Source organism: Microbacterium sp. 70-16 (assembly GCF_001898315.1).
GTDB lineage: Bacteria > Actinomycetota > Actinomycetes > Actinomycetales > Microbacteriaceae > Microbacterium.
In genome coordinates this window covers 33,810-56,730 of sequence record NZ_MKTQ01000018.1, presented here as the reverse complement: position 1 = coordinate 56,730, position 22,921 = coordinate 33,810, and the positions used below count along the sequence as shown (strand labels likewise).

Below are 22,921 nucleotides of genomic sequence, written 5' to 3'. Positions count from 1 at the left end.
TACCCCGTGCCGGCGGTCGAGCGCAGCTTGATGATCGGACGGACGTCCTGAGCCTTCTTCGCCATTAGAGCTTCACACCCTTCGCGATGAGGTCCTTCACGACCGACTCGATGCCGCGGGCGTCGATGACCTTGATGCCCTTAGCCGAGACGTTCAGCGTGATCTTGCGACCAAGCGAAGGAACGAAATAGGTCTTCTTCTGCACGTTCGGGTCGAAGCGGCGCTTCGTCCGGCGGTGCGAGTGCGAGATGTTGTGACCGAAGCCGGGAACCGCTCCAGTCACCTGGCACACTGCTGCCATGGTGATTACTCCTTCTGTACCGTGAGGCCGGACGGCCCCACCCAAGATCCCTTGTCTGCACCCCACGCCACCCCTCGACAAGCTCGGGGATCAGGCAGTGGGATACGAACTACGCACAGGAGCGTGCGCAGACAAAGAGTCAGTCTAGCATGGCGGGCGGATGCCCCCCGCATCCGCCCGCCATGTGCCGCTCTGACCGCACACGGGTGCGCGAGTCGGCGGTGACGGTCCCCAGCCGTCAGTCCAGGGGATGACCCGTGCGGATGATCCGCTCGGGATCCCACGCCCCGACGACCTCGCGCAGTCTTTCGACGGCGGGGCCGAACAAGGCGGATGCCGGTGCCGGCACCTCCGTGAAGTTCTTCACGAGGCCCGGCGCGGCGTACGGCCGCACCCCGGTCATGATGTGCGCGGCGGCGTCGCGCACGGGTTCAAGCGCATCCGGGAACGGCACGACACCCACGGCATAAACCAGGCCCGCGCCGTCGATTCCGCTCACGGCACCGCCAGTGACGCGCCCGGGCGTGAGCATGCCGCCCAGCTGGCGCACCTCGATCGACAGCAACGCGCCGGCCTCCGGCGCGAGCGCGGCATCCAGCAGCGCATCGATCGAACGCGGGCTGATCTCGCTCAGCACGATCGCCTCGCCGTATGCGGGCACGGGGTCGACGGGATCGCCGTGCACGCCGGCGAGCTCGGCGGGTGCCATCGGGCGCACCGAGTCGATCTCGGGCGCCAGGGCGCGCAGCGGCTGCAGCAGCGCCGCGGCGGTGTCGGCATCGGCTTGGATCGCGGCCTCGACGGCGACGAACGCGCGCCCGCGCAGGAACTCCGGGATCTCGGGGATCGGCGGGTAGCGCAGCACGCGCGCGAGCGACGTCACCGAATCAGGCACCGTCTGCACCCACTCGCGCCAGGTGTGCGCGACGTCGGCGGCGCGGTCGAGCGGCCACATCAGGGCGCCCGCCCACAGCTGCGCGATCGGGTAGAGCCGCAGCTCGAGCGCGGTCACGACGACGGGAGCGATGCCGCCGCGCGCAGCCCAGAACAGGTCGGGATGGTGGTCGGCGTCGATGCGGATCGCGCGGCCGCGCGCATCGACGGCGTCGATCGCGACGATGCTGCCGGATGCCAGTCCGTGCGACCGCGACAACCAGCCGAGGCCGCCGCCGAGCGTGTAGCCGGCGACCCCCACCGACGGCGCCATGCCCGCGAGGGCGGCGAGTCCGTGCGCGCCGGCCGCGGCGACGGCATCCGCCCAGATGACACCCGCGCCGACCCGCAGCCGGGCAGATCCGGGCTCATCCCCCGGGTCGACCTCGATCTCGCGCAGCTGCGACGTGCGCAGCAGGATCGTGTCGGCGAGCCCCGGGATCGCGCCCGCCGCGTGTCCCGTGCTCTGCGGGGCGACCGCGAGTCCGAGGCGGCGAGCCGCGAGGACGGTCTGCGCGACGTCGTCGGCGTCGGCCGCGACGACGATCGCCGCGGGCTGCTGATCGACGAGCAGCTGCCATGCTCGGCGCTGGTCGTCCCAGTCGGGGTCGCCGGGCAGCGACACCGCGCCGCGCACGCGGCCGCGCAGCGCGGCAAGGTGCTCGCCGGGCAGGATGCCGGGGCGTTCGCCCGCGGCGGTCTGGTCACCAGTCGGTGCGGTGGTGGGTCGGGGAGTCGGTTCGGTGGTCGGTTCGGTGGTCACAAGGCATCCGTTCAATTGACGTGCGTGTGGTGGGTTGGGGGAAGTTCGGGGGCGCGCGACGGCGCGCTCGTGGCGTGGTCGCGGCGTGGTCGCGGCGTGGTTACAGGGCGCGCGCGGCGACGAGTCCGCGCAGTACCTCGTCGATGCCGGGCATCCCGGGCGCCGCCGCGATCGCGGTGCCGAGGCGCGCGGCGTGCGTGCGGTACGACGGCTCGGCGAGGATCCGGTCGACGGCGCGCGCGATGGCATCCGGAGCGATCGCGCCGTGTTTCGGCTGCAGGCGCACGCCGGCCCCGCTCCACGCGACGCGGGCCGACACCTCGGATTTGTCCTCGGTGTTGCCGGTCGCCACGATCGGCACGCCGTGCGCGAGCGCGAAGTGCACGCCGCCGTAGCCGCCGTTCGTGACGAAGCCGGCGAGCAGTGGGAACAGCCGGTCGTACGGCAGGTACGGGGCGATGCGGGCGTTCGCGGGCAGGGCGTCCGCCGGGATCTCGCGCCCGCCGGTCGACGCGACGACGAGCACGTCGCGGTCGGCGAGAGCCCGCATCGTCGGCATGATGAGGTCGTCCAGGTCGGCGTTGGCGACCGTCCCCTGCGTCACGTGGATGACCGGTCGCCCGTCGGCGAGGTCGTCCCACCACGCGGGCAGGTCACCGGCCGGGGCGGGCGTCGTGGCAACGGGACCGACGAAGTGGACGGGCACGCGCAGATCGGAGCGCGGGTATTCGAACTCGGGCACGGTGAGCTGGATGATGGCATCCGCCGTCGACGGATAGTCCATGACAGGCGAGCGCAGCGGGTGGCCTACGAGCTCGCGCGCGAGGCGCTCGCCCTCACGCTGCAGTTCGGCGAAGACGAAGCGGTCGGTGCTCCACGCCATCATGCGGTTGCGCAGGCGCCCGATCGGGCCGGGCAGCGGCGGGATGCCGAGAGCGAAGGGCGCCGTGTCGCGACTGCGCAGGCCGAGTGGCACGATCCCGAGCCCGGCGACGCGCGGCCGTTCGTCTGCCGGTCGGCACAGCAGCAGCATCGCGCCGAGGAACATGCTCTCGGCCAGCACGACGTCGGCCTGCTGTACGGCGAGGGCGTCGTCGACCGCGCGCAGCTGCGCGGCGGCGGGCTCGAGGAAGATGTGCAGCAGATCCCACCGGGCGCCCGCGACGCCGGTCAGGCCGACGCGGCCCGGGAACGAGGCATCCATGTCACGGTCGTCATAGTCGGCTTCGACCGGCAGCGGCAGCCAGCGCGCGCCGACCGCCTCGACCGCGGAGCGGTAGCGGACGCCGGTGAGAAAGCGGACGTCGTGACCGGCCGCGACGAGTCCGCGGGCCACGGCGAGCGACGGCGCGACGTGCCCGTGGACGGGCGTGCAGCAGATGAGGATCGAGAGCATGACATCTTCCCCCTGATAAGATGTTGAAAGCACTCGTGAAGTATTCACCACCCTGTTAGGAAAGTCAATGACTCCGCCGTATGTGTCCCCGTTGCGTGAAGCCCAGGCTGCCGAGACGCGCAGGCGCATCCTCGAGGCCGCCGCTGAGATCTTCGGCGAGCGCGGCTATTCCGGCACCGCACTGTCGGCGATCGCGACCCAGGCAGGGGTCTCGCTCGAGACCGTCAAGCAGAACGGGCCCAAGCCGGCGCTGCTGCTCGCGTGCTTCGACAGCGCCTTCGCCGGGTCGGAGGGAGACGGCCCGCTGCACCATCGCGAGCTCGGCGCGCAGGCCGCGCCGCTGCTCGGCGACGAGATGCTCGAGTTCCACCTCGGCTGGGTCGCCGGGGCCAACGCGCGCGTCGCGCGCTTGTGGCCGCGCGTGCTCGAGGCATCCGCCGCCGACGCCGACGTCGCCGCGCGCCTTGAGCAGCTACAGGCCAATCGCCGGTACGACATTGTCAGCTCGATCACGACCTACCGCGAGAAGGGCCTGTGCCACAGTGCGAGGCCCGACGCCGAGCTCGCGTCGGAGTTCTCGTTCCTGATCTCACCCGAGGGCTACACCCAGCTCGTGATCGAGTCGGGGTGGAGCATCGACGCGTACCGCGCGTGGCTACTGCGCGCCGTGCGGAAGATGATCCTCGAGGACTGAGTCGGGGGTCGGGCGGGCGGGTCGGGGCTCGGTCGGGGCTCGGTCGCTCAGGCTGTCGGGCCCGCCCCGCGACCCCAGCGGAACACCGACACCGTCGGGTCGCCCGCGATCCAGAACCGCCACGGGAAGGCATCCGTCCCCGCGACGCCGGCGACGCCGACCCGCGGGCCTTGCTCGATGCGAGCGGGGGCGGATGCCGGCAGCCACAGCCGCGCGACCGCGCCGGCGAACTCGGCGCCGGTGATCGCGTCGATGCCGTCGTGCCGCGGGTGGCGCAGACCGATCGCGTCGCCGAGGCGGCCGGGGCCGCGCGCGAGCTCGCGGGCCGTTCGCGCCGCGCGGCGGCGCGCGAAAGCGGCATCCTGCCCTTCGATCACCTCGCCGGCGCGCAGCAGCACACCGCCCGCCTGCCCCTCGGGGCCGCACACGACGTTGACGCACGAGTGGATGCCGTGGCTCAGGTACACGTACAGATGCCCCGGCTCGCCCCACATCGTCGCGTTGCGCGCGGTGCGGCCCATGCGGGCGTGCGATCCGGGGTCGGGTACGTGGCCGGTGCCGACGCCATGGTAGGCCTCGACCTCGGTGATGCGGACCGCGACCGTCACCCCCTCGGTCGTGACCTCGAGCACACCGCCGAGCAGGCGCGGCGCGACCTCGACCGGCAGCCCCGACAGCGCTGCGCGCGTCGCGCGATTCAGCCCCGGCGTCGCGCCGCCAGAGGCAGCAATCCGGCCCGACCGCCCCTCACCGGGGGCGTCACCGAGCCCCGGCCGCAATAGCTCAGGAACAGCACCCCCTAACGGGGCCGAATCCGGGGTTTCGGCGTGATCTCGGGCCGCGTCTCCTGAGTTGTTGCGGCGCGACGCCGCGCCCGGGCCCTGCGCGGTCACAGCCGCGGCGGATTCTGGCACCACGAGATGTCGAACCCGGTCAGGGCGACGACCTCGGTGCCATCGGTCAGCGAGACGATGTGGGTCTGCACGCGCTCGGGCAGCGGCAGCTGGTGGCCGTCATACGCGTTGTTCACCGCATCGGGCGCGACGAGGAACGCGGCGTAGCGGCCGCTCGGCGAGACGCAGGTCTCGAGCAGGGTATCGGCCGGGTCGATCGAGAAGACAGGCCGCGACTGCCCCACGTCATCGACGACGTTGACGGTCGTCGACGTGACGGTGAAGCCATCGAGCAGAGCGAGTGAGCGCAGCGTCGTGCCGTCGGCGAGCGGCAGCACGCTGCCGGTCTGGCCGAGGTCGGGATCGGTGATAGGCAGCGCCTGCTCTTGCGCCGTCGACAGGTCGATCGCGACGGGACCGTCGACGCGTTCGATCACGACGGTCGTCGATCCGCGCGCGATGCCGTCGATCATGACGGCATTGCCGAGCGCGACCGGCGCACCACCCGAGGGCGAGACGAGCGTCAGCGCACCGTCGAAGGTCAGCATCAGGATGCTGTCGGTGCCCGGCACGAACCGCCAGTCGTCGACGCGCGATTCGCCGCCCGTGCGGGTGATCGGTGTCGGGGCATCCTCCGCCTGCGCCGCCGCGAGCGACGCGGTGTAGAGCATGCTCTCGCGGGTTCCGGATGCCCCGATGTCGGCATCGGTGAACGTGTACCCGATGAGGTTGCCGCGGTCGGCGCTCTGCAGGTTCGACACCGTGCCGGGGCCCGGCAGCGGCAGTTCACGTGCGTTCGCTCCGTCGAGGTCGGTGACGATCAGGTGCGACTCGCCGTTGTCGTCGAGCGTCGAGATGACGAGGTGGCTCGCGGTCGCGCGGAAGTCCTCGATCTGCGGGTCGGTGAACACCGGCACGCCCTGCTCACCCGTGAGGTCGGTCTGGAAGACGGTGTCGCCGTCACTGCCGCGCAGCAGCAGATAGGTCTGCAGCGCCGGAGTGTGGAACGTCTCGGTGATCGTGGTGGATGCCCCGCCGCCGACCCCCGTGACGCCGTCGATCGTCACGGTGTACTCGGTGTCGTCCCACAGCGGCAACGCGAAGCGCACGCCGACGCTGCGGCCCGACGTGTCGACCGTGATGTCGGCCGCGGGGGTGACCGTGACCTGCGTGGGGTCGACCTCGGCGAGCGACTGAGTCGTCGTGACGATCATGCGCGATCCGGCGGAGTTCACGGCGGCATCCGGATCGATGCTCACCTTCGTCACCCGCGGGCCCTGCGCCGTCGACACGGCGGCACCGGCGAGCCCGACGACGGCGAGCACGCCGATCACGATCGCGAACGCGCCGAGGAACGCGCGAGAGCGCCGGCGGCGGGTGCGCGCACGTCGCGACCCCGCGTCAGTACTCATACGGGTCCTTCGGCTGGTCGACGGCTTCGACGCTCGTCGGGTGCACGGCGAGGGTGCCGTCGTCGTCGCGGATCGTCCCCGTGACGGTGACCCACTGGCCGGTCTCCCACTGTGCATCGGCGGCGATCGCGACGCTCGCGGGCTGCGCGTCGATGACGCAGTGCGTGATGATGAGCCGCGTCAGGGCGAAGCCGTCATCGGCGGGAGTGACGAACCCCGTCAGGGTCACCTCGTCGCCGTCGAACGCCTCGGGATTGGTCGCGGTCGCGAAGACGCTCGCCCATTCGCCGAGTCCGAACGAGGCGGTGTCGCCCGTCGAGGCGAGCGCGATCGTGTCGGCGCCCTGGAACAGGGGGGCCGTTCCGGTGTCGCGCTGCATCGCGAGCTCGGCCGACAGGGTCGCCGGCGGCGTCACGACGATCACCGCGACGATTCCGGTCGCGAGGATGCCCCCGACCACCGCCGCCGTGCCCGCGAGGGTTGGGCGTGCGTGGCTGTGGTCGTGATCGCCGTCCGCCTCGTAAGCCCGGCGCGGCGCAACCTCGTGACCGTGGTCGTGGTGGTCGTGGTCGCCGTGGTCGTGGCCGTGGTCGGCCTCGGCGCCGCGCGGCAGCGCGAAGCTGACGGCGCAGCCGACGAGCGCGACGAACGCCATCGTGACGGCGAACCACGTCGACTCCGGATTGATGTACAGCCCGAGCTGCCCGGTCAGCCACAGCGCGACCGTCAACGCCGACAGCGCGGCAGCGAGCCCGACGCCGAGCAGGCGGGTTCCGATGAGATCACGCAAGGAGGTTCACCACCGATCCGACGGCGACGGCGAACAGCACGACGATCACGACGAGCCCCACGAGCACCTTGCTGCGGAAGGTCGTACGCAGCAGCGCGAGCATCTTGACGTCGACGAGCGGGCCGACAAGCAGGAACGCGACGATCGACCCGGGTGTGAAGGTCGCGGCGAACGACAGCGCGAAGAACGAGTCGACGTTCGAGCATATCGAGACGATCATCGCGAGCGCGATCATCGCGACGATCGACAGGGCGGGGTTCGATCCGATCGCCAGCAGCGCGTCGCGCGGCACGAGCACCTGCACGGCGCCGGCCAGTGCCGACCCGATCACGAGGGCGGGCATGACGGCGCGCAGCTCGATGATGAGCTGGGCGAGGCTGAGCTGCCCGCGGCCCGAGGTCGGCGCGGAATCCGCGTCGAGGGCGACGGCGCACGAGGCGGCGAAGCGCTCGGTGAGCAGTGCGTCGGGGTCGGGATGCCTGCTGTACAGCCAGCCGATGAGGTTCGCGACAGCGAAGCCGCCGAGCAGGCGGGCGATGAGGATGCCGTCGTCGAAGCCGAACGCCTGGTGGGTCGTGATGATGACGATCGGGTTCACGATGGGGGCTGCGATGAGGAAGGTCAGCGTCTCGGGCACGGTGAATCCGCGCATCATGAGGCCGCGCGCGAACGGCACATTCCCGCATTCGCATACGGGCACGAGCATGCCGAGCAGCGAGAGGACCATGCGCCGGGCCCACGCGCGACGCGGCATCCACCGTTCGATCGCGCCCGGCGGAACCCACACCTGCACGACGATCGACAGCAGCACGCCGAGCACGACGAAGGGCATCGACTCGATCAGGACGCTGATCGAGAGGGTCAGGCCGTCCTGCACGCGCGTCGGCAGTGCCGGCCCCGGCGAGAGCAGGGCGACCGCGACGAGCGCGGCGACGACGAGCGCGCCGACCCCGATCAGCAGGCCGCTGCGCAGTCGCGGATCACGCTCCAGACGTTGCGTGCGCGGCGCGAGGGCCGGTTCAGTCACGGGCATCCGCGTGGACATGGGTGTGGGGACTCTCGCTGCCTGCGGGCAGGGCGGCGGAGCATTCGGCGCACAGTCCGAAGATGTCGACGACGTGCTCGGCCTGCGTGAAGCCGTGCTGCGCCGCGGTGCGCTGCGCCCAGGCCTCGACTTCGCGGGCCTCGATCTCGACGGCCTTGCCGCAGTTGCGGCAGATCAGGTGGTGGTGGTGCCCCGTCGTCGAGCAGGCGCGGTAGATCGCCTCGCCCTCGGGGCTCTGCAGCTGGTCGGCTTCGCCGCTCGCGGCGAGGGTCGCCAGCGCCCGGTAGACGGTGGCCAGCCCGATGCCGGTGTTGTCTTCGCGCAGGGCGGCGTACAGGTCTTGCGCGCTCACGAATCCGGCGGCGTCGCCGAGCGCTGTGCGCACGCGATCGCGCTGCCAAGTGTTGCGCTGAGCCATGCCCGCGAGTCTACCCGCGGTCATTCGGAGCGGGCTGGGAGCGGTCAGCGCACGCGCGCGACGCGGCCCTGGCGGCTGCCGGCGATGCGGCAGACGACGTAGATCAGGAACGACAGCGTCGTGATGTAGGGGCTCACCGGCAGCGTGCCCATGACGGCCAGCAGGATGCCCCCGACGGCGGCGACCAGGCCGAACAGGGCCGACAGCAGCGGCAGCGCAAGCTTTCCGGTCGTGATGCGCGCGGCCGCGGCAGCGGGGGTCACCAGCAGCGCCATCACCAGCAGCGCGCCGATGATGTGCACTGCGACGGCCACGACGAGGCCCAGCAGCAGCATGAATCCGAGCGAGACCGGCACGGTCGGCACGCCGCGCGCCGCGGCGGACTGCGGGTCGAGCGAGTCGAAGCTCAGCGGACGCCAGATCAGCAGCAGGGCGATCAGCACGAACGCGCTGATCGCGATGAGCCAGCCCAGCTGCGCGTTCTGCACCGAGACGATCTGCCCCGTCAGCAGGCTGAACCGGTTGGCGCTGCGCCCGTTGTAGAGGGAGAGGAACAGGATGCCCAGGCCCAGGCCGAACGGCATCAGCACGCCGATGATCGAGTTGCGATCGCGCGCACGCGCTCCGAGGATGCCGATGAGCGCGGCCGCGATCAGCGACCCGACGATCGAGCCCGTCACGACATCGAAGCCGAGCAGCAGCGCCGCCGCGGCGCCCGCGAAGGACAGTTCGCTGATGCCATGCACGGCGAAGGCCATGTCGCGCTGCATGATGAAGACGCCGATGAGGCCGCCGACCAGGCCCAGGACGGCGCCCGCCCAGATCGAGTTCGACACGAGCGCGAGGATCGCCCCGTAGTCGGCGATGCCGCCGAACATGGCATCCCCGATGTCAGACCAGTTCACGAGCGACCGCCGTTCATGCGTGGGCCTCGTGTTCGTGGTGGTGGTGGGACTCCTCGGCATCCGGCGCCCCGACCACGACGAGCCGGTCGCCGGCCCGCAGGACGAACACGGGAGCGCCGTAGAGGTCGGTCAGCACGGGCGAGGTCAGCACGTCCTTGGGGGTGCCGAGCGTGAACCGCCCGTTCGCGATGTAGAGGATGCGGTCGACCTTGCCGAGCACGGGGTTGATGTCGTGGGTGACCAGCAGCACGCCGGCTCCGGTCTTGCGGTGCGCGTCGATCAGCCGCACGACGTCCTGCTGGTTGGCCAGGTCGAGGCTTGTCAGCGGCTCGTCGCACAGCAGCAGGCGCGGGTCGTCGGCGAGCGCCTGCCCGACGCGCAGCCGCTGCTGCTCACCGCCCGACAGCACGCCGACGGGCTGGTCGGCGAACTCGCGCGCTCCGACCGCGTCGATCAGGGCGTCGATGCGCTCGCGGTCGGCACGGCGCATGATCGGCAGGCCGAACCGGTGTCCGTCGACGCCGAGGGCGACGAGGTCGCGCCCGCGCATCGCGGTGTCGCGGGGCAGCGGCCGCGCCTGCGGCAGGTATCCGATGTGCCGGTTGCCCTTGTGCTGCACGGGCTGGCCGAGCGCGGTGATCGAGCCTTCGCTGAGCGGCTCGAGCCCCAGGATCGCGCGCAGCAGCGTCGTCTTGCCCGAACCGCTCGGGCCGAGCACGGCGATCAGCTCGCCGGGAGCGACGTCGAGGTCGAGGCCGCTCCACAGCGTGCGCTCACCACGCTGCAGCCCCGCGCCGCGAATGCTCAGCACGGGGCTCGCGTCGTTCGAGGTCACTGAGACAGCGTATCCGCGAGTGCGGCGACGTTGGCCTGCATCCAGGTGAGGTAGGTGTCGCCGTCGGGGACGAGTTCGGTGAACGAGAGCACGGGGATGCCCGCGTCGTCGGCCTTCTGGGTGACCTCGTCGGTCTCGGCGCCGCCGGTCTGGGCGTTGACGATGAGCAGGCTCACGTCGCCCGAGGCGATGATGCTGTTGGCCTCGAGAAGGGTTGCGGGCGGAACGTCCTGCCCCTCTTCGACGGCTTCGCTGAAGGCATCCGGCGTCGCGTTGACCAGGCCTGCGGCGGCCGTCAGGTACAGCGGAACGGGCTCGGTCACGAAGACCTGCTCGCCCGCGTAGCTGGTCGCGAGGTCGTCGAGGGATGCCTCGAGGTCGTCGATCCCGGCGGCGAAGGTCTCGTAGTTGGCCTCGTAGGTCGCGGCACCCTCGGGGTCGAGTTCGCTGAGCTCATGCGCGATGTCGTGCGCGACATCGGCGATCGTGTGCGGGTCGTACCAGACGTGCTCGTTGAAGCCCTCGACGTGGTCGTGGCCGGCGTGGGCGTCGTCGTCGGTGGTCCCCGAGCCTGCCGAGGCGTCGTCGGCCTCGTCCGTGGCATCCGTTTCGTCGTCGTGGTCGTGGTCGTTCGTCGTGCCGGGCCAGTCGTGCGAGAACTCGACGGCGGTGATGACGGGGGCATCCGTGCCGGTCGACTCGATCATCGAGTCGAGGAACGCGTCGTAGCCGCCGCCGTTCTCGATGAGCAGGTCGGCGTTCGAGACGGTGAGCTGGTCGCGGGCGGATGCCTCGTAGGAGTGCGGGTCTTGCGCGATCGACGTGATGATCGACGTCACGTCGATGCGGTCGCCGCCGATCGCCGTCGCGATGTCGCCGTAGACGTTGGTCGAGGCGACGACCTGCAGCTTTCCGTCGGCGGCATCCGTGGCATCCGTTCCGGACGCGGCGGTGCCGGCGCAGCCGGCGAGGGCGAGCGCGGAGGCGGAGAGGAGGACGGTGGGGACGAGTCGGCGGGCGTTCATTCCTCGATCGTACGTCTATTGATAATCGTTCTCAAATCGAGGACTGTGTGGTCCTCCAGGCGCCGGCAGGCGGCGTCAGTCCAGCAGCAGGGCGGGTTCTTCCAGAATGGATGCCACGTCGGCGATGAAGCGGCTCATGCCATCGCCATCGATCACGCGGTGGTCGAACGATCCCGACACGGTCGTGACGTAGCGCGGGCGCACTTCGCCGTCGACGACCCACGGCTTCTGCCGGATGGTGCCCATCGCGACGATGCCCGACTCGCCCGGGTTGATGATGGGCGTTCCGGCATCCATCCCGAAGACGCCGATGTTGGTGATCGTGATCGTGCCGCCCTGCTGGTCGGCGGGCGCGGTCTTGCCCTCGCGAGCAGTCAGCGTCAGCTTCTCGAGCGCCTTGGCGAGTTCGCGCAGCGAGAGGTCCTGGGCGTCCTTGATGTTCGGCACGAGCAGTCCGCGCGGCGTCGCCGCGGCGATGCCCAGGTTGACGTAGTTGCGCACGCGGATCTCGGCCGAGCCGTCTTCGTTGTCGATCCAGGCGGCGCCGACGAGCGGCGTGCGCCGCGCGGCCCAGATGACGGCGCGTGCCACGATCAGCAGCGGCGAGACGCGGATGTCGGCGAAGTCGGGCGAGGCCTTGAGTCGCTTGACGAGCTCCATCGTGCGCGTGGCATCCACGTCGGTCCACACCGACACGTGCGGCGCCGTGTACGCCGAGCGCACCATCGCCGACGAGGTCGCCTTGCGCACGCCCTTGACCGGGATCGTCTCCTCACGCCCCGTGACCGGGGCGGTGACGGGAGGCTGCCCCGCCATCGCCTGACCCTGCAGCGGCGGCGCGACGGCGGATGCCGCGACGTGCGCCGCGACCGGGATCGTGTGCTCGCGCTCGGCGGGAGCGGCGGGCGTCGCGATGTTGCGGAAGACGCTCGCCTGCTCGGCGTGCGCCACGACGTCGTCGCGGGTGACCTCACCGGCGGGACCACTCGGGGTCACCTGCGCGAGGTCGACGCCGAGATCGCGCGCGAGCGCGCGGACGGGCGGCTTCGCGACGACGCCGACGGATGCCTTCACGGCCTCGGTGCGCTGCGCGGGCCGCTTGCGGCGCGAGGTCGCCGCACCACCCGTGCCGTAGCCGACCAGGACGGCGCCTTCGCCCTCGGCGTCGGGGGCCGCGGGAGCGGCGGGCTCGCCGTGGGCGGACAGGCCCGACGTGGCATCCGCCTCTGCACTCGCCCCCGCGATCGTGATGATCGCGGTGCCGACGGTGACCGTGTCACCCTCGGATGCCAGCAGGTCGCCCACCGTGCCCTCGAAGGGCGACGGCAGCTCGACGAGCGACTTGGCGGTCTCGATCTCGACGAGCACGTCGTTGACCGCGACGGTGTCGCCCGGCGCGACGCGCCACTGGACGATCTCGGCCTCGGTGAGCCCTTCGCCGACGTCGGGCAGGTGGAAGGTCTGCGTGCTCATATCGATCTCCTTCGTTCCCCCGCCCGCGCTCGTTCCCCCACCCGCGCGCGTCCCCCACCCGCGAGACTGCACTGGTGCACCGAGACTGCATCGCCAGCGTGCTGTTTTCGGTGCACCACTGAAGTCTCGCGGTCAGTCATGGGGACGGCGCAGTCAGTCATAGGGGTGAGGCGGGCGGGCATGGTCGGGTGGCGGGCGGTCAGTAGGCGAGGGCGCGGTCGACGGCCTCGAGGATGCGGTCGACGTCGGGCAGGTACGTGCCCTCGAGCTTGGCAGGCGGGAACGGCACGTCGAAGCCCGACACCCGCAGGACGGGCGACTCGAGGGCGAAGAACGCGCGCTCCATGACGGTCGCGGCGACCTCGGAACCCACCGAGACGTTGCCCGGGGCCTCCTGCGCGTAGACCATGCGACCGGTGCGCCGCACCGAGTCGAGGATCGGGCCGTAGTCGATCGGCGACAGCGAGCGCAGGTCGACGACCTCGCACGACGTGCCCTCGCTCTCGGCGAGCGCGGCGGCCTGCAGCAGCGTCGTGACCATCGCGCCGTGGCCGACGAGGGTGACGTCGGTGCCGCGCCGCGCGATGCGTGAGGCGTGCAACGGCAGCGCCCGCTCGGCGGTGTCGACCTCACCCTTGAGCCAGTACTTCGCCTTCGGCTCGAGGAAGATCACCGGGTCGGGCGACGCGATGGCATCCTGGATCATCCAGTACGCGTCATTGGGCGTCGACGGCGACACGACGCGCAGACCGGGGGTGTGCGCGAAGTACGCCTCGGGGCTCTCTTGATGGTGCTCGACGGCGCCGATGTGGCCGCCGTAGGGAATCCGGATGACGACGGGCATCTGCAGCGCGCCCTCGTGCCGGTTCGTGAGCTTGGCCAGCTGTGTCGTGATCTGGTCGAAGGCGGGGAAGACGAATCCGTCGAACTGGATCTCGACGACCGGGCGGAACCCCGCCATCGCGAGTCCGATCGCGGTACCGACGATGCCCGACTCGGCCAGCGGCGTGTCGAGCACGCGCCGGTCGCCGAACTCGGCCTGCAACCCCTCGGTCACGCGGAACACGCCCCCGAGCTTGCCGATGTCCTCACCCATGAGCAGGACGTGATCATCGGATGCCATCGCCGCGCGCAGCCCGGCGCTCAACGCCTTCGCGAACGGCATCGTCTGCACGGAGGTGGCCCCGGTCACGCGGCACCCCCGGCGAAGGATGCCTCGTACTCGGCGGTCCACCGCTCCTGCTCGACCATCAGCGGGTGCGGCTCGCTGTAGACGTGCGCGAACATCGTGGATGCCTCGAGTCCGCCGAGGGCGTTCGTGCGCACGCGCACGTCGTCGGCGTAGGCGGCGGCCGCGGCATCCACCTCGTCGAAGAACGCGTCAGACGCACCCCGCGCCCGCAGGTACGCGTGCATGCGGGCGATCGGGTCGCGCTGCGCCCAGGACTGCTCTTCGTCGGAGGTGCGGTACTTCGTGGGGTCGTCGCTGGTCGTGTGCGCCCCCATGCGGTAAGTCATCGCCTCGATCGCGCGGGGGCCGGCGCCGGCGCGCGCTTCGTCGAGGGCGAGCTTGCTGACGGCGTAGCTCGCGAGCACGTCGTTGCCGTCGACGAGGGTCGAGGGCATGCCGTAGCCGGCGGCACGCGCGTGCAGCGGGCTGCGCGACTGCGTCGCGACCGGCACCGAGATGGCCCACTGGTTGTTCTGCAGGAAGAACACCTGCGGCGTCTGGTAGGTGTTCGCGAAGACCATCGCCTCGTGCACATCACCCTGGCTGGACGCACCGTCACCGTAGTAGACGATGACGGCCTCGTCGCGGTTCGGATCGCCCGTTGCGCACCGACCGTCGAAGACCATGCCCATCCCGTAACCGGTCGCGTGCAGCGTGTGCGAGCCGAGCACGAGCGTGTAGATGTGGGTGTTGCCGTTCGCCGGGTCGGTCGGGTCCCACCCGCCGTGGCTCAGTCCGCGCATGACCCGGATGATGTCGATCGGGTCGACACCGCGCGTCGTCGCGACGACGTGCTCGCGGTAGGACGGGAAGAGGTGGTCCTGCGGACGCGTCGCGCGCACCGAGCCGACCTGGGCGGCCTCCTGCCCAAGAGACGGTGGCCACAGCGCGAGCTGCCCCTGGCGCTGCAGGTGCGTGGCCTGCCGATCGAAGGCTCGCACCACGACCATGTCGCGGTAGAACGTCTCGAGATCGGTGTCGGTCAGCGCGTCGATGAGCGGCAGGAAGCGCTCCGCTTCGGGCGTGGGGGCGAACGTCCCGTCCGCCGCCAGAACGCGCACGAGTGCCGGATCGTCAGGCGGGGTCATGCCTCCACGCTATCCCCGAAAGTATGCGCGTCTCTGCATGAGGCACACAACGGATGCCGCGATTCGCGCCCGCTCGCCTACAAGCCCGGTGGCTGCCAGGCGGGTCCCGCCACCCGGGCGCCTCACGGCCGGCTCAGGGGGCGAAGGAGGCAGCGACCGCGACGATGGCATCCAGCGCCTCGGCCTCGCCGACCGAGATGCGCACGCCGTCGCCCGCGAACGGGCGCACGATGAGGCCTGCCTGCTCGAACGCGGCACCGATCTCGAGCGCGCGGGCGCCCGCGGGCAGCCACACGAAGTTGCCCTGCGCGACGGGCACGTCCCAGCCGGCCTCGCGCAGCCGCGCGGCGAGCGCGTCGCGGCGCTCGGCGATGACGGCGACGCGTGCGAGGAGCTCGGCTTCGGCGTCAAGGCTCGCGAGTGCGGCGGTCTCGGCGGCGGCCGTGACCGACAGCGGGATGCCCGTGGAGCGCGCCGCCGACAGGATGCCCGGGTCGCCGACGGCGTAGCCGACGCGCAGACCCGCGAGCCCGTAGGCCTTCGAGAAGGTGCGCAGCACGACGACGTTGCGATGGCCCGCTGCGAGCACCTGCTCGCCGTGGACCGACTCGGGGTCGGTCACGAACTCGGTGTACGCCTCGTCGAGGACGACGAGGATGTTGTGCGGTACGCGCGCGATGAACGCGTCGAAGCCCGCCTGCGTGACGATGGGCCCCGTCGGGTTGTTGGGCGTGCAGACGATGATCATGCGCGTGCGGTCGGTGATTGCGCCTGCCATCGCGTCAAGGTCGTGGCCGCCGTCGACGGTATTGGGCACGGTCACGGCCGTCGCCCCCGCGACCACGGCAAGACCCGGGTAGGCCTCGAACGAACGCCACGAGAAGAGCACCTCGTCACCGGGGCCGCTCGTGGCCTGCGCGAGCTGGAAGAGGATCGACACCGAACCCGCGCCGATGTGGACGGCGTCGTCGATGACTCCGAAGCGCTCGGCCAGACGCGCGCGCAGAAGCGCGGCCGAGGCATCCGGATACCGGTGGATGTCCGTCGCGGACTGCACCGCCGCGACGACGCCCGGCAGCGGATCGAACGGGTTCTCGTTGCTGGAGAGCTTGAACGCGTCGGATCCGGCCTGCTTTCCCTGCTTGTACGCGGGCAGTGCGGCGATCTCGGGACGGATGCGGACGGGAAGCTCACTCACGCCACGAGTCTACGGAAGGTCGTCGGGGCCTCGACTCCCCCACACTGTAGGAGCAGGAAACCGCGTGTTTTCGCGGTTCTCATGAGCTCAGTCTACCGGCCGACACGGACGCGCGCGGGCCCAATCTGGGACTCTCAGGGGGGTTTCCTGTCCCAATCTGGTCCCGTCATGGCGAGGTGATGTGACGCGCTCGACCATCGTCGCAGCGCACAACGACGGATAGGACGCCGGCCGGATCAACGGTGACCTAGTCCGAGGCGGAGAGTGTCGCCGGGTGTGGGTGGCGCGGAGATGATTCGCCTCCGAATACCCAGGGGTGTATAGTTAGGATACCCCCCGGGGTACCGACGAATCGATGTGGAGTGAACATGTGCAGCAGAGTGACGTGCGCCGAGTGCGGCAAGGCGACGTGGGCCGGATGTGGCCAGCATGTCGAGGATGCGCTGTGGGGCGTGCCGGCAGAGGAACGCTGCCCCGGCCACGACCACACCGTGGTCGCGTGAGCCGGATGCGTCGCCTTCGGCTGCTGGCGCTGCCGACACTTGCGATCATGCTCGTCGCCGCAACGGCGTGCGCTCCGGCAGCCGCCTCCATCGAGGTGACTGAAGAGACCACTGTGGTCGACGTTCGCACCCCCGCGGAGTACGCCGGTGGGCACCTCGACGGCGCGGTCAACCTCGACGTCAGCGCTGCTGACTTCGCGACCGAGCTCGCCGAGCTCGATCCGTCGGCCGAGTACGTCGTCTACTGCCAGTCCGGCAATCGCTCGTCTCGCGCCGTCGCGCAGATGGAGCAGGCGGGCTTCACGTCCGTCGAAGACGCGGGCGGCATCTCCAGCGCCGCCGCAGCGACAGGACTCGCCGTCGTCGACTGACGAGCGACGACCAAGAAGGGAAGGGTCTGACATGGCCACCAGAGAGATCACCATCGAAGGGTTCGCCGAGGTCGTCGAGCAGAACGACATCGTGTTCCTCGACTTCTGGGCCGCGTGGTGCGGTCCGTGCCGCATGTTCGCGCCGGTCTTCGAGAAGGCGTCGGAGCAGCATGCCGACATCGTCTTCGGCAAGATCGACACCGAGAACCAACGCGAGCTCGCCGCCGCGTTCCACATCTCATCCATCCCGACGCTCATGGTGTTCCGAGAGGGTGTGCTCGTCTTCTCTCAGGCCGGCGCGCTCGGCGCGCCGCAGCTCGATCAGCTGATCGCCGGCGTGCGGGGACTGGACATGGACGCGGTGCGCGCCGAGGTCGCAGCGCAGCAGGCGCAGAGCTCGGAGCAGACGCAGAAGGAGGTCGTGCGATGAAGATCGTTGTGGTCGGCGGTGTCGCCGGAGGGATGAGCAGCGCAGCGCGAGCCCGCAGGCTCGACGAGAACGCCGAGATCGTCGTGCTCGAGCGTGGCGCACACGTGTCGTTCGCCAACTGCGGTCTGCCGTACTTCGTCGGCGGTGAGATCACCGAGGAGAGCAAGCTTCTCGTACAGACCCCGCAGTCGCTGCGGGCCGCGCTCGACCTCGACGTGCGCACCGGAAGCGACGTCATCGCGGTCGACACCGCGGCGAAGAACGTCACGGTCCGCACCGAGGACGACGTGTACGAGCTCTCGTACGACGCTCTCGTGCTCTCGCCCGGTGCGTCGGCCCTGCGCCCACCGCTGCCCGGGCTCGACTCGCCGCGCGTGCGCACGCTGCGCACGGTCGAAGACGCCATCGCGCTTCGCGACCAGGTGCTCGGCGGCGCCCGCCGCGCCGTAGTGCTCGGCGCCGGGTTCATCGGCATCGAGGCCGCCGAGGCGCTCGCCCAGCAGGGCCTCGACGTCTCGATCGTCGAACTCGCCCCGCATCCGCTGCCGCCGCTCGAGACCGAGCTCGCCTGGCTCGTCACCGAGCAGCTCGTCGCGCTGGGCATCACGGTGCACACCGGCATCGCCGCAGCAAGGGTGGAACGCGGAGAGGATGCCGATACCGTCGTGCTCGCCGACGGCACCCAGCTCGAGGCCGACATCGTCGTGCTGTCGGTCGGCGTGCGCCCCGACACGGCGCCCTTCGAGGCCGCCGGCATCGTGTGCGAGCGCGGTGCCATCGTGGTCGACGCCCACGGCCGCACGTCGGCGCCGGGTGTCTGGGCCGCCGGAGACGCCACCGTCTCGGTCGACGCCGTCACTGGCATCCGTCGCCCTGTCGCCCTCGCCGGTCCCGCCAACCGCGCGGGTCGCCTGATCGCCGACGACATCCTGCGACCCGACGAAGCACGCGCGGTGCCGCAACCTGTCGGCACCGCGATCGTGCGCGTCGGCGAGTTGACCGCCGCCCTCACTGGGGCGAACCGCGCGTCGCTGGATACCGCGAGGATCGGCTACCGCACGCTCCACCTGCACCCGAACCAGCATGCTGGCTACTTCCCGGGTGCCTCGCAGGTGCACCTGGTCGTGCAGATCCGCGCGTCGGACGGCCTGCTGCTGGGCGCGCAGGCGGTCGGCACCGAGGGTGTCGACAAGCGCATCGACGTCCTGGCCACCGCGATCCGCGCCGGCATGCGCGTCGACGACCTGATCGATCTCGACCTCGCATACTCGCCGCCCTACGGGCAGGCGAAGGACGCCGTCAACCTCACCGGCATGGTGGGCGAGAACGTCGTGACCGGCACGCTGACACTCTGGTACCCCGAGCAGCTCGACGAAATGCGCAACAGCGCGCTGATCCTCGACGTGCGCACCCGGGCCGAGTACGCGACCGGGTTCGTCCCCGGGTCGCTGAACATCCCGCACACCGAGCTGCGCGAGCGTCTCGACGAGGTGCGCGCCGCTGCCGCGGATCGCCCCGTGCGGGTCATGTGCCAGTCAGGCGTGCGGTCAGCCATCGCCCACCGCATCGTCGCGCAGTCGGGCTTCGACTCCGCGTCACTGTCGGGCGGCATGCTGACGCTCCGGGCCTGGCTCGGTGAACGTCAGTCCGACGTGCTCGAGCGGCCCGAGGTGCTCGCACGTGCGTAGGCTCACTGGGGCAGCATGCTCGCGTAGCCGGTCGGAGCGCACGCTCATGGCGGTCGCTTCGGTGTTCCTGACGGCGATTTCGTTGAGTTCGCTCGATCAGCTCTGGTGCGCAATCCCTGCTGCCGTGTGCGCGACGTTCCTCGCGATCGGTGCGCTCACGGGCTGGTGCCCGACGCAGCTGCTCCGCTCCCGTGAAGAGCCCGCTCCCGTCAATACCCTCGGCTACGACGAAGCCCGACAGCCCATCGACATCCACTCCCGACCTTGAAGGGACCTCCCATGCCCACGACCGACCCCGAGGCGCAGAAGCGCATCGTCAACCGCCTGCGCCGCGCCCGCGGACAGCTCGACGCGGTCATCGCGGCTGTCGAAGCCGAGAGCCCCTGCCGCGATGTCGTCACCCAGCTCTCGGCCGTCTCGAGCGCGCTCGACCGTGCCGGCTTCGCGATCGTGTCGACCGCGATGAAGGACTGCATCGCCGACCCCGATGCCGCCCGCGACCAGCAAGGTCTCACCACCGAAGAGCTCGAGAAACTCTTCCTCATGCTCGCCTGAGCGCTGAACCAAGAAGGACGGAAGAACTCATGTGTTATGCAGTCACCTGCCGCAAGTGCAGCAAGACGACCTGGTCCGGATGCGGCCAGCATGTCGACCAGGTCATGCGCGGCGTCCCCGCCGCGCAGCGCTGCCAGGGGCACCAGAACGAGCCGGGCAACGGCTTCTTCGCCAAGCTCTTCGGTCGCTGAGCCCAGCGGAGCGCCTGCCCCGTTGAACCCCGCCAGGGTCGTCGCCGTGACGCCCCCGGGCGGGGTTTTCATCGTCGGCGCGGCGGGTGCTGCGTACCGTCTGCCGCACGGTCGCCGCTTACCCCTCCGGTGGGTCAATCGTGTACTGCGCGTGGATGTCATCGTCGGCGAGCCGCACAGGCTGTGATTTGGTGGTTCACCTCCCGGCATAGCACTCGCCAGTCGTTTCTCACTTCCGTTTGGATACGGCTAGGGGTATATTGGTATGGTCAGACCACACCGGGAGGAAGTCATGAAGCTCGTCGTCGTCGGCGGAGTCGCCGGGGGAGCATCTGTCGCTGCGCGGGCGCGGCGTCTGAACGAATCTGCGGAGATCGTCGTGCTGGAGCGGGGCGACTACGTGTCGTTCGCGAACTGCGGCCTCCCGTACCACATCGGCGGCGTCATCGCCGATCGCAGTCGTCTGCTGCTGCAGACACCGGAGAGCCTGCGCGAGGCGCTCGATCTCGACGTGCGGATCGACAGCGAAGTTGTCGCGCTCGATCCCGTCGCGCGGACCGTGACGGTGCGCGACGTGAAGACCGGCCGCGAGTACACCGAGGCCTACGACTCCCTCGCCCTGTGCGCCGGGGCCGATCCGGTGCAGCTCTCGCTGCCGGGGGCCGACCTGCCCGGCATCCATGTCCTGCGCAACGTGGAGGACATGGACCGCATCAAGGCGCACCTGGATGCCGCGATCGTGCAGGCGAAGGTCGCCGGCCGCACCGTCCGCACCGTCGTCATCGGCGCGGGCTACATCGGGGTCGAGATGGCGGAGAACTTCCGGCACCGCGGCGCCGAGGTCGCGATCGTCGAGATCGCCAATCAGATCCTCCCGCCGCTGGACAAGGAGGTGTCGATCCCCGTCGAGCAGCACGTGCGCGGCCGCGGGGTCGAGCTGCACCTCGGCACCGCCGCGGCGGCGTTCACGGCTCGCACCGACGGGGGCGTCCGGGTTGAGCTCAACAGCGGGACGACCCTCGAGGCCGACCTCGTCGTGCTGTCGGCGGGCGTCCGGCCCAACGTCTCGCTCGCCCGCGACGCGGGACTGGCCATGGGGTCGCGCGGTGGCATCGTGGTCGACACCCACATGCGCACCTCCGACCCGCACATCTGGGCGGCGGGAGACGCCGTCGAGACGCCGCACACGGTGCTGCCCGGCACGTGGATCACGCCGCTCGCCGGCCCCGCGAACCGCCAGGCGCGCGTCGCGGCCGAGAGCATCTGCGGACGCGACACCGAGTACCTCTCGACACAGGGCACATCGGTCGTCAAGGTCTTCGAGATGACCGCGGGTGCGACCGGCGCCACCGAGCGCCAGCTGGTGCAGGCCGGGATGGCGTACCTCACCGTCCACCTGCACCCGTCGGGTCACGCCGGCTACTACCCGGGCACGGCGATGATGCACATCAAGGTGCTCTTCGCGCCCGAGACGGGCCTGCTGCTGGGGGCGCAGATCGCGGGCTTCGACGGCGTCGACAAGCGCCTCGACGTGTTCGCCACCGCGATCCGGATGGGCGCCACCGTCCACGACCTCGAGGGCTTCGAACTCGCCTACGCGCCGCCGTTCGGCTCGGCGAAGGACCCGGTCAACATGGCCGGCTTCCTCGCGACGAACGTCCTCAAGGGCGACCTGAAGCTCTGGTACGCGCAGGATTTCCCCGCCGCCGTCGACGGTGCCCGCATCATCGACGTGCGCACCCGCGAGGAGTACGACATCTGGCACATCCCGGGCGCCGAGAACGTGCCGCTGCCGACGCTGCGCGAGGCGAGCGTGAGTTGGGACCCCTCCGTGCCCGTGCGCCTGTACTGCGCCGTCGGCTTCCGCAGCTACCTCGCCTACCGCAGCCTCGTGCAGCGGGGCTTCGCCGACGTCAAGACGCTGTCGGGCGGATCGCACACGTTCCGCTTCTGGCACGACCTCGAACAGTCGCGCATCGAGCCGCACGCCGCCGAGATCCCCTACGCCGAGGGCGTGGAGCTCGCGGCGGTCGCGCAGGGCACCGGCGAGGTCGTCGACCTCGACTGCACGGGCCTGGCGTGCCCCGGTCCGATCATGAAGCTGTCGCAGACGATCGACACGCTGGATGCCGGCGACGACGTCGTCGTGCACGTCTCCGACCCCGGATTCGCCCACGACGGTCCGGCCTGGGCGTCGACGAAGGGGCACGAGCTGCTCTCGCTCGACCCCGAGGGCCCGGGCTACGTCGCCCGGTTCCGCAAGGGCGGGGCAGTGGCATCCGCCCCGGCGCTCCAGACGAAGGACCAGGTCTCGTTCGTCGTCTTCTCGGGCGACCTCGACAAGGTCCTCGCGTCGTTCATCATCGCCAACGGGGCGATCGCGATGGGACAGAAGGTGTCGATGTTCTTCACCTTCTGGGGCCTGAACGCCCTTCGTCGTGAGAACCCGCCGGTGCGCGACAAGTCGGCGCTCGACCGCATGTTCGGCATGATGATGCCGTCCGGCCCTGAGAAGCTCCCGCTGTCGCAGATGAACATGGCGGGAATGGGTCCGGCCATGATCAAGCACGTCATGAAGGAGCATTCGGTCCAGACGCTGCCCGAGCTCATGACCGCCGCCCGTGACGGCGGGGCGCGCCTTATTGGCTGCACCATGACGATGGACCTGCTCGGCATCGCCGAGTCGGACCTTCTCGACGGCGTCGAACTGGGCGGCGTGGCGACCTTCCTCACCGAGGCTCAGAAGTCCGGAACGACGCTCTTCATCTGACCGCAGTCCACGC

At 70.5% G+C, this 22,921-nt stretch carries 23 protein-coding genes and 1 pseudogene; 8 read left to right on the top strand and 16 right to left on the bottom strand.

Features of this window, described 5'->3' with window-relative positions:
• The 4 genes and pseudogenes from BGO46_RS14640 to BGO46_RS09410 all read right to left on the bottom strand — a co-directional run.
• Positions 1-65, bottom strand: a pseudogene (locus tag BGO46_RS14640) (50S ribosomal protein L33); the annotation flags it as partial.
• Positions 65-301 (bottom strand): 50S ribosomal protein L28, encoded by a 237-nt coding sequence (gene rpmB, locus BGO46_RS09420; protein ID WP_055987914.1) that lies wholly within the window; start codon positions 299-301, stop codon positions 65-67. The pseudogene BGO46_RS14640 and the gene rpmB, both read right to left, overlap by 1 nt.
• A gap of 238 nt (positions 302-539) precedes the next feature.
• Positions 540-1,997, bottom strand: coding sequence for an FAD-binding protein (locus BGO46_RS09415; protein WP_292677911.1), 1,458 nt, complete (start codon positions 1,995-1,997; stop codon positions 540-542).
• Positions 1,998-2,097: 100 nt separating this feature from the next.
• Entirely contained in the window at positions 2,098-3,426 is a 1,329-nt protein-coding gene (locus tag BGO46_RS09410; protein WP_292677913.1) for a glycosyltransferase, read from the bottom strand.
• Between the two features lie 34 nt (positions 3,427-3,460).
• Here BGO46_RS09410 and BGO46_RS09405 point away from each other — a divergent pair, with 34 nt between their 5' ends.
• Positions 3,461-4,087, top strand: coding sequence for a TetR family transcriptional regulator (locus BGO46_RS09405; RefSeq protein ID WP_292677916.1), 627 nt, complete (start codon positions 3,461-3,463; stop codon positions 4,085-4,087).
• A gap of 47 nt (positions 4,088-4,134) precedes the next feature.
• Here the strand turns inward: BGO46_RS09405 and BGO46_RS09400 are convergent, their stop codons facing one another.
• The 12 genes from BGO46_RS09400 to BGO46_RS09345 all read right to left on the bottom strand — a co-directional run bounded on the left by BGO46_RS09400 (position 4,135) and on the right by BGO46_RS09345 (position 16,400).
• Entirely contained in the window at positions 4,135-4,788 is a 654-nt protein-coding gene (locus BGO46_RS09400; RefSeq protein WP_292678030.1) for a DNA-3-methyladenine glycosylase, read from the bottom strand.
• A gap of 188 nt (positions 4,789-4,976) precedes the next feature.
• A complete protein-coding gene (locus BGO46_RS09395) occupies positions 4,977-6,392 on the bottom strand; it encodes a hypothetical protein (protein ID WP_292677918.1) in 1,416 nt (471 codons plus the stop codon).
• On the bottom strand, positions 6,382-7,182 hold the full coding sequence (locus BGO46_RS09390; RefSeq protein ID WP_292677920.1) for a TIGR03943 family protein: 801 nt from the start codon (positions 7,180-7,182) through the stop codon (positions 6,382-6,384). The genes BGO46_RS09395 and BGO46_RS09390 overlap by 11 nt, the downstream gene beginning before the upstream one ends.
• Positions 7,175-8,209, bottom strand: coding sequence for a permease (locus tag BGO46_RS09385; protein ID WP_292677922.1), 1,035 nt, complete (start codon positions 8,207-8,209; stop codon positions 7,175-7,177). The genes BGO46_RS09390 and BGO46_RS09385 overlap by 8 nt, the downstream gene beginning before the upstream one ends.
• Positions 8,202-8,645, bottom strand: coding sequence for a transcriptional repressor (locus tag BGO46_RS09380; RefSeq protein ID WP_292677924.1), 444 nt, complete (start codon positions 8,643-8,645; stop codon positions 8,202-8,204). The genes BGO46_RS09385 and BGO46_RS09380 overlap by 8 nt, the downstream gene beginning before the upstream one ends.
• Positions 8,646-8,689: 44 nt before the next feature.
• The gene (locus BGO46_RS09375; protein WP_292677927.1) at positions 8,690-9,550 is read right to left on the bottom strand and encodes a metal ABC transporter permease; all 861 of its coding nucleotides are present in this window, start codon (positions 9,548-9,550) and stop codon (positions 8,690-8,692) included.
• 13 nt (positions 9,551-9,563) lie between these two features.
• Positions 9,564-10,385, bottom strand: a complete 822-nt coding sequence (locus BGO46_RS09370) for a metal ABC transporter ATP-binding protein (RefSeq protein WP_292677929.1) — start codon at positions 10,383-10,385, stop codon at positions 9,564-9,566.
• A complete protein-coding gene (locus tag BGO46_RS09365; RefSeq protein WP_292677931.1) occupies positions 10,382-11,410 on the bottom strand; it encodes a zinc ABC transporter substrate-binding protein in 1,029 nt (342 codons plus the stop codon). Before BGO46_RS09365 ends, BGO46_RS09370 begins: the two co-directional genes overlap by 4 nt.
• 75 nt (positions 11,411-11,485) lie before the next feature.
• Complete coding sequence (locus BGO46_RS09360) at positions 11,486-12,883, bottom strand: dihydrolipoamide acetyltransferase family protein (RefSeq protein ID WP_292677933.1); 1,398 nt, start codon at positions 12,881-12,883, stop codon at positions 11,486-11,488.
• Positions 12,884-13,082: 199 nt separating this feature from the next.
• A complete protein-coding gene (locus BGO46_RS09355) occupies positions 13,083-14,048 on the bottom strand; it encodes an alpha-ketoacid dehydrogenase subunit beta (RefSeq protein ID WP_292678032.1) in 966 nt (321 codons plus the stop codon).
• Between the two features lie 23 nt (positions 14,049-14,071).
• A complete protein-coding gene (locus BGO46_RS09350; RefSeq protein ID WP_292677935.1) occupies positions 14,072-15,202 on the bottom strand; it encodes a thiamine pyrophosphate-dependent enzyme in 1,131 nt (376 codons plus the stop codon).
• A gap of 133 nt (positions 15,203-15,335) precedes the next feature.
• Positions 15,336-16,400 carry a histidinol-phosphate transaminase gene (locus BGO46_RS09345; protein WP_292677937.1) on the bottom strand — a complete coding sequence of 355 codons (1,065 nt, stop codon included), beginning with the start codon at positions 16,398-16,400 and terminating at the stop codon, positions 15,336-15,338.
• Between the two features lie 508 nt (positions 16,401-16,908).
• Between BGO46_RS09345 and BGO46_RS09340 the strand changes: the two genes are divergently transcribed.
• The 7 genes from BGO46_RS09340 (at position 16,909) to BGO46_RS09310 (ending at position 22,908) form a co-directional block, all read left to right on the top strand.
• Positions 16,909-17,274 (top strand): rhodanese-like domain-containing protein, encoded by a 366-nt coding sequence (locus tag BGO46_RS09340; RefSeq protein ID WP_292678035.1) that lies wholly within the window; start codon positions 16,909-16,911, stop codon positions 17,272-17,274.
• A 31-nt stretch (positions 17,275-17,305) separates the two neighbouring features.
• Entirely contained in the window at positions 17,306-17,704 is a 399-nt protein-coding gene (gene trxA, locus BGO46_RS09335; RefSeq protein ID WP_292677939.1) for a thioredoxin, read from the top strand.
• On the top strand, positions 17,701-19,392 hold the full coding sequence (locus BGO46_RS09330; protein WP_292677942.1) for an FAD-dependent oxidoreductase: 1,692 nt from the start codon (positions 17,701-17,703) through the stop codon (positions 19,390-19,392). Before trxA ends, BGO46_RS09330 begins: the two co-directional genes overlap by 4 nt.
• A gap of 46 nt (positions 19,393-19,438) precedes the next feature.
• Positions 19,439-19,660, top strand: coding sequence for a hypothetical protein (locus BGO46_RS09325; RefSeq protein ID WP_292677944.1), 222 nt, complete (start codon positions 19,439-19,441; stop codon positions 19,658-19,660).
• A gap of 11 nt (positions 19,661-19,671) precedes the next feature.
• Positions 19,672-19,947: a metal-sensitive transcriptional regulator gene (locus BGO46_RS09320; protein ID WP_292677945.1), complete on the top strand. Its 276-nt coding sequence runs from the start codon at positions 19,672-19,674 to the stop codon at positions 19,945-19,947.
• A gap of 29 nt (positions 19,948-19,976) precedes the next feature.
• Positions 19,977-20,138 carry a hypothetical protein gene (locus BGO46_RS09315; protein WP_292677947.1) on the top strand — a complete coding sequence of 54 codons (162 nt, stop codon included), beginning with the start codon at positions 19,977-19,979 and terminating at the stop codon, positions 20,136-20,138.
• Between the two features lie 292 nt (positions 20,139-20,430).
• The gene (locus BGO46_RS09310) at positions 20,431-22,908 is read left to right on the top strand and encodes an FAD-dependent oxidoreductase (RefSeq protein WP_292677948.1); all 2,478 of its coding nucleotides are present in this window, start codon (positions 20,431-20,433) and stop codon (positions 22,906-22,908) included.
• The last annotated feature ends 13 nt before the right edge of the window (positions 22,909-22,921 follow it).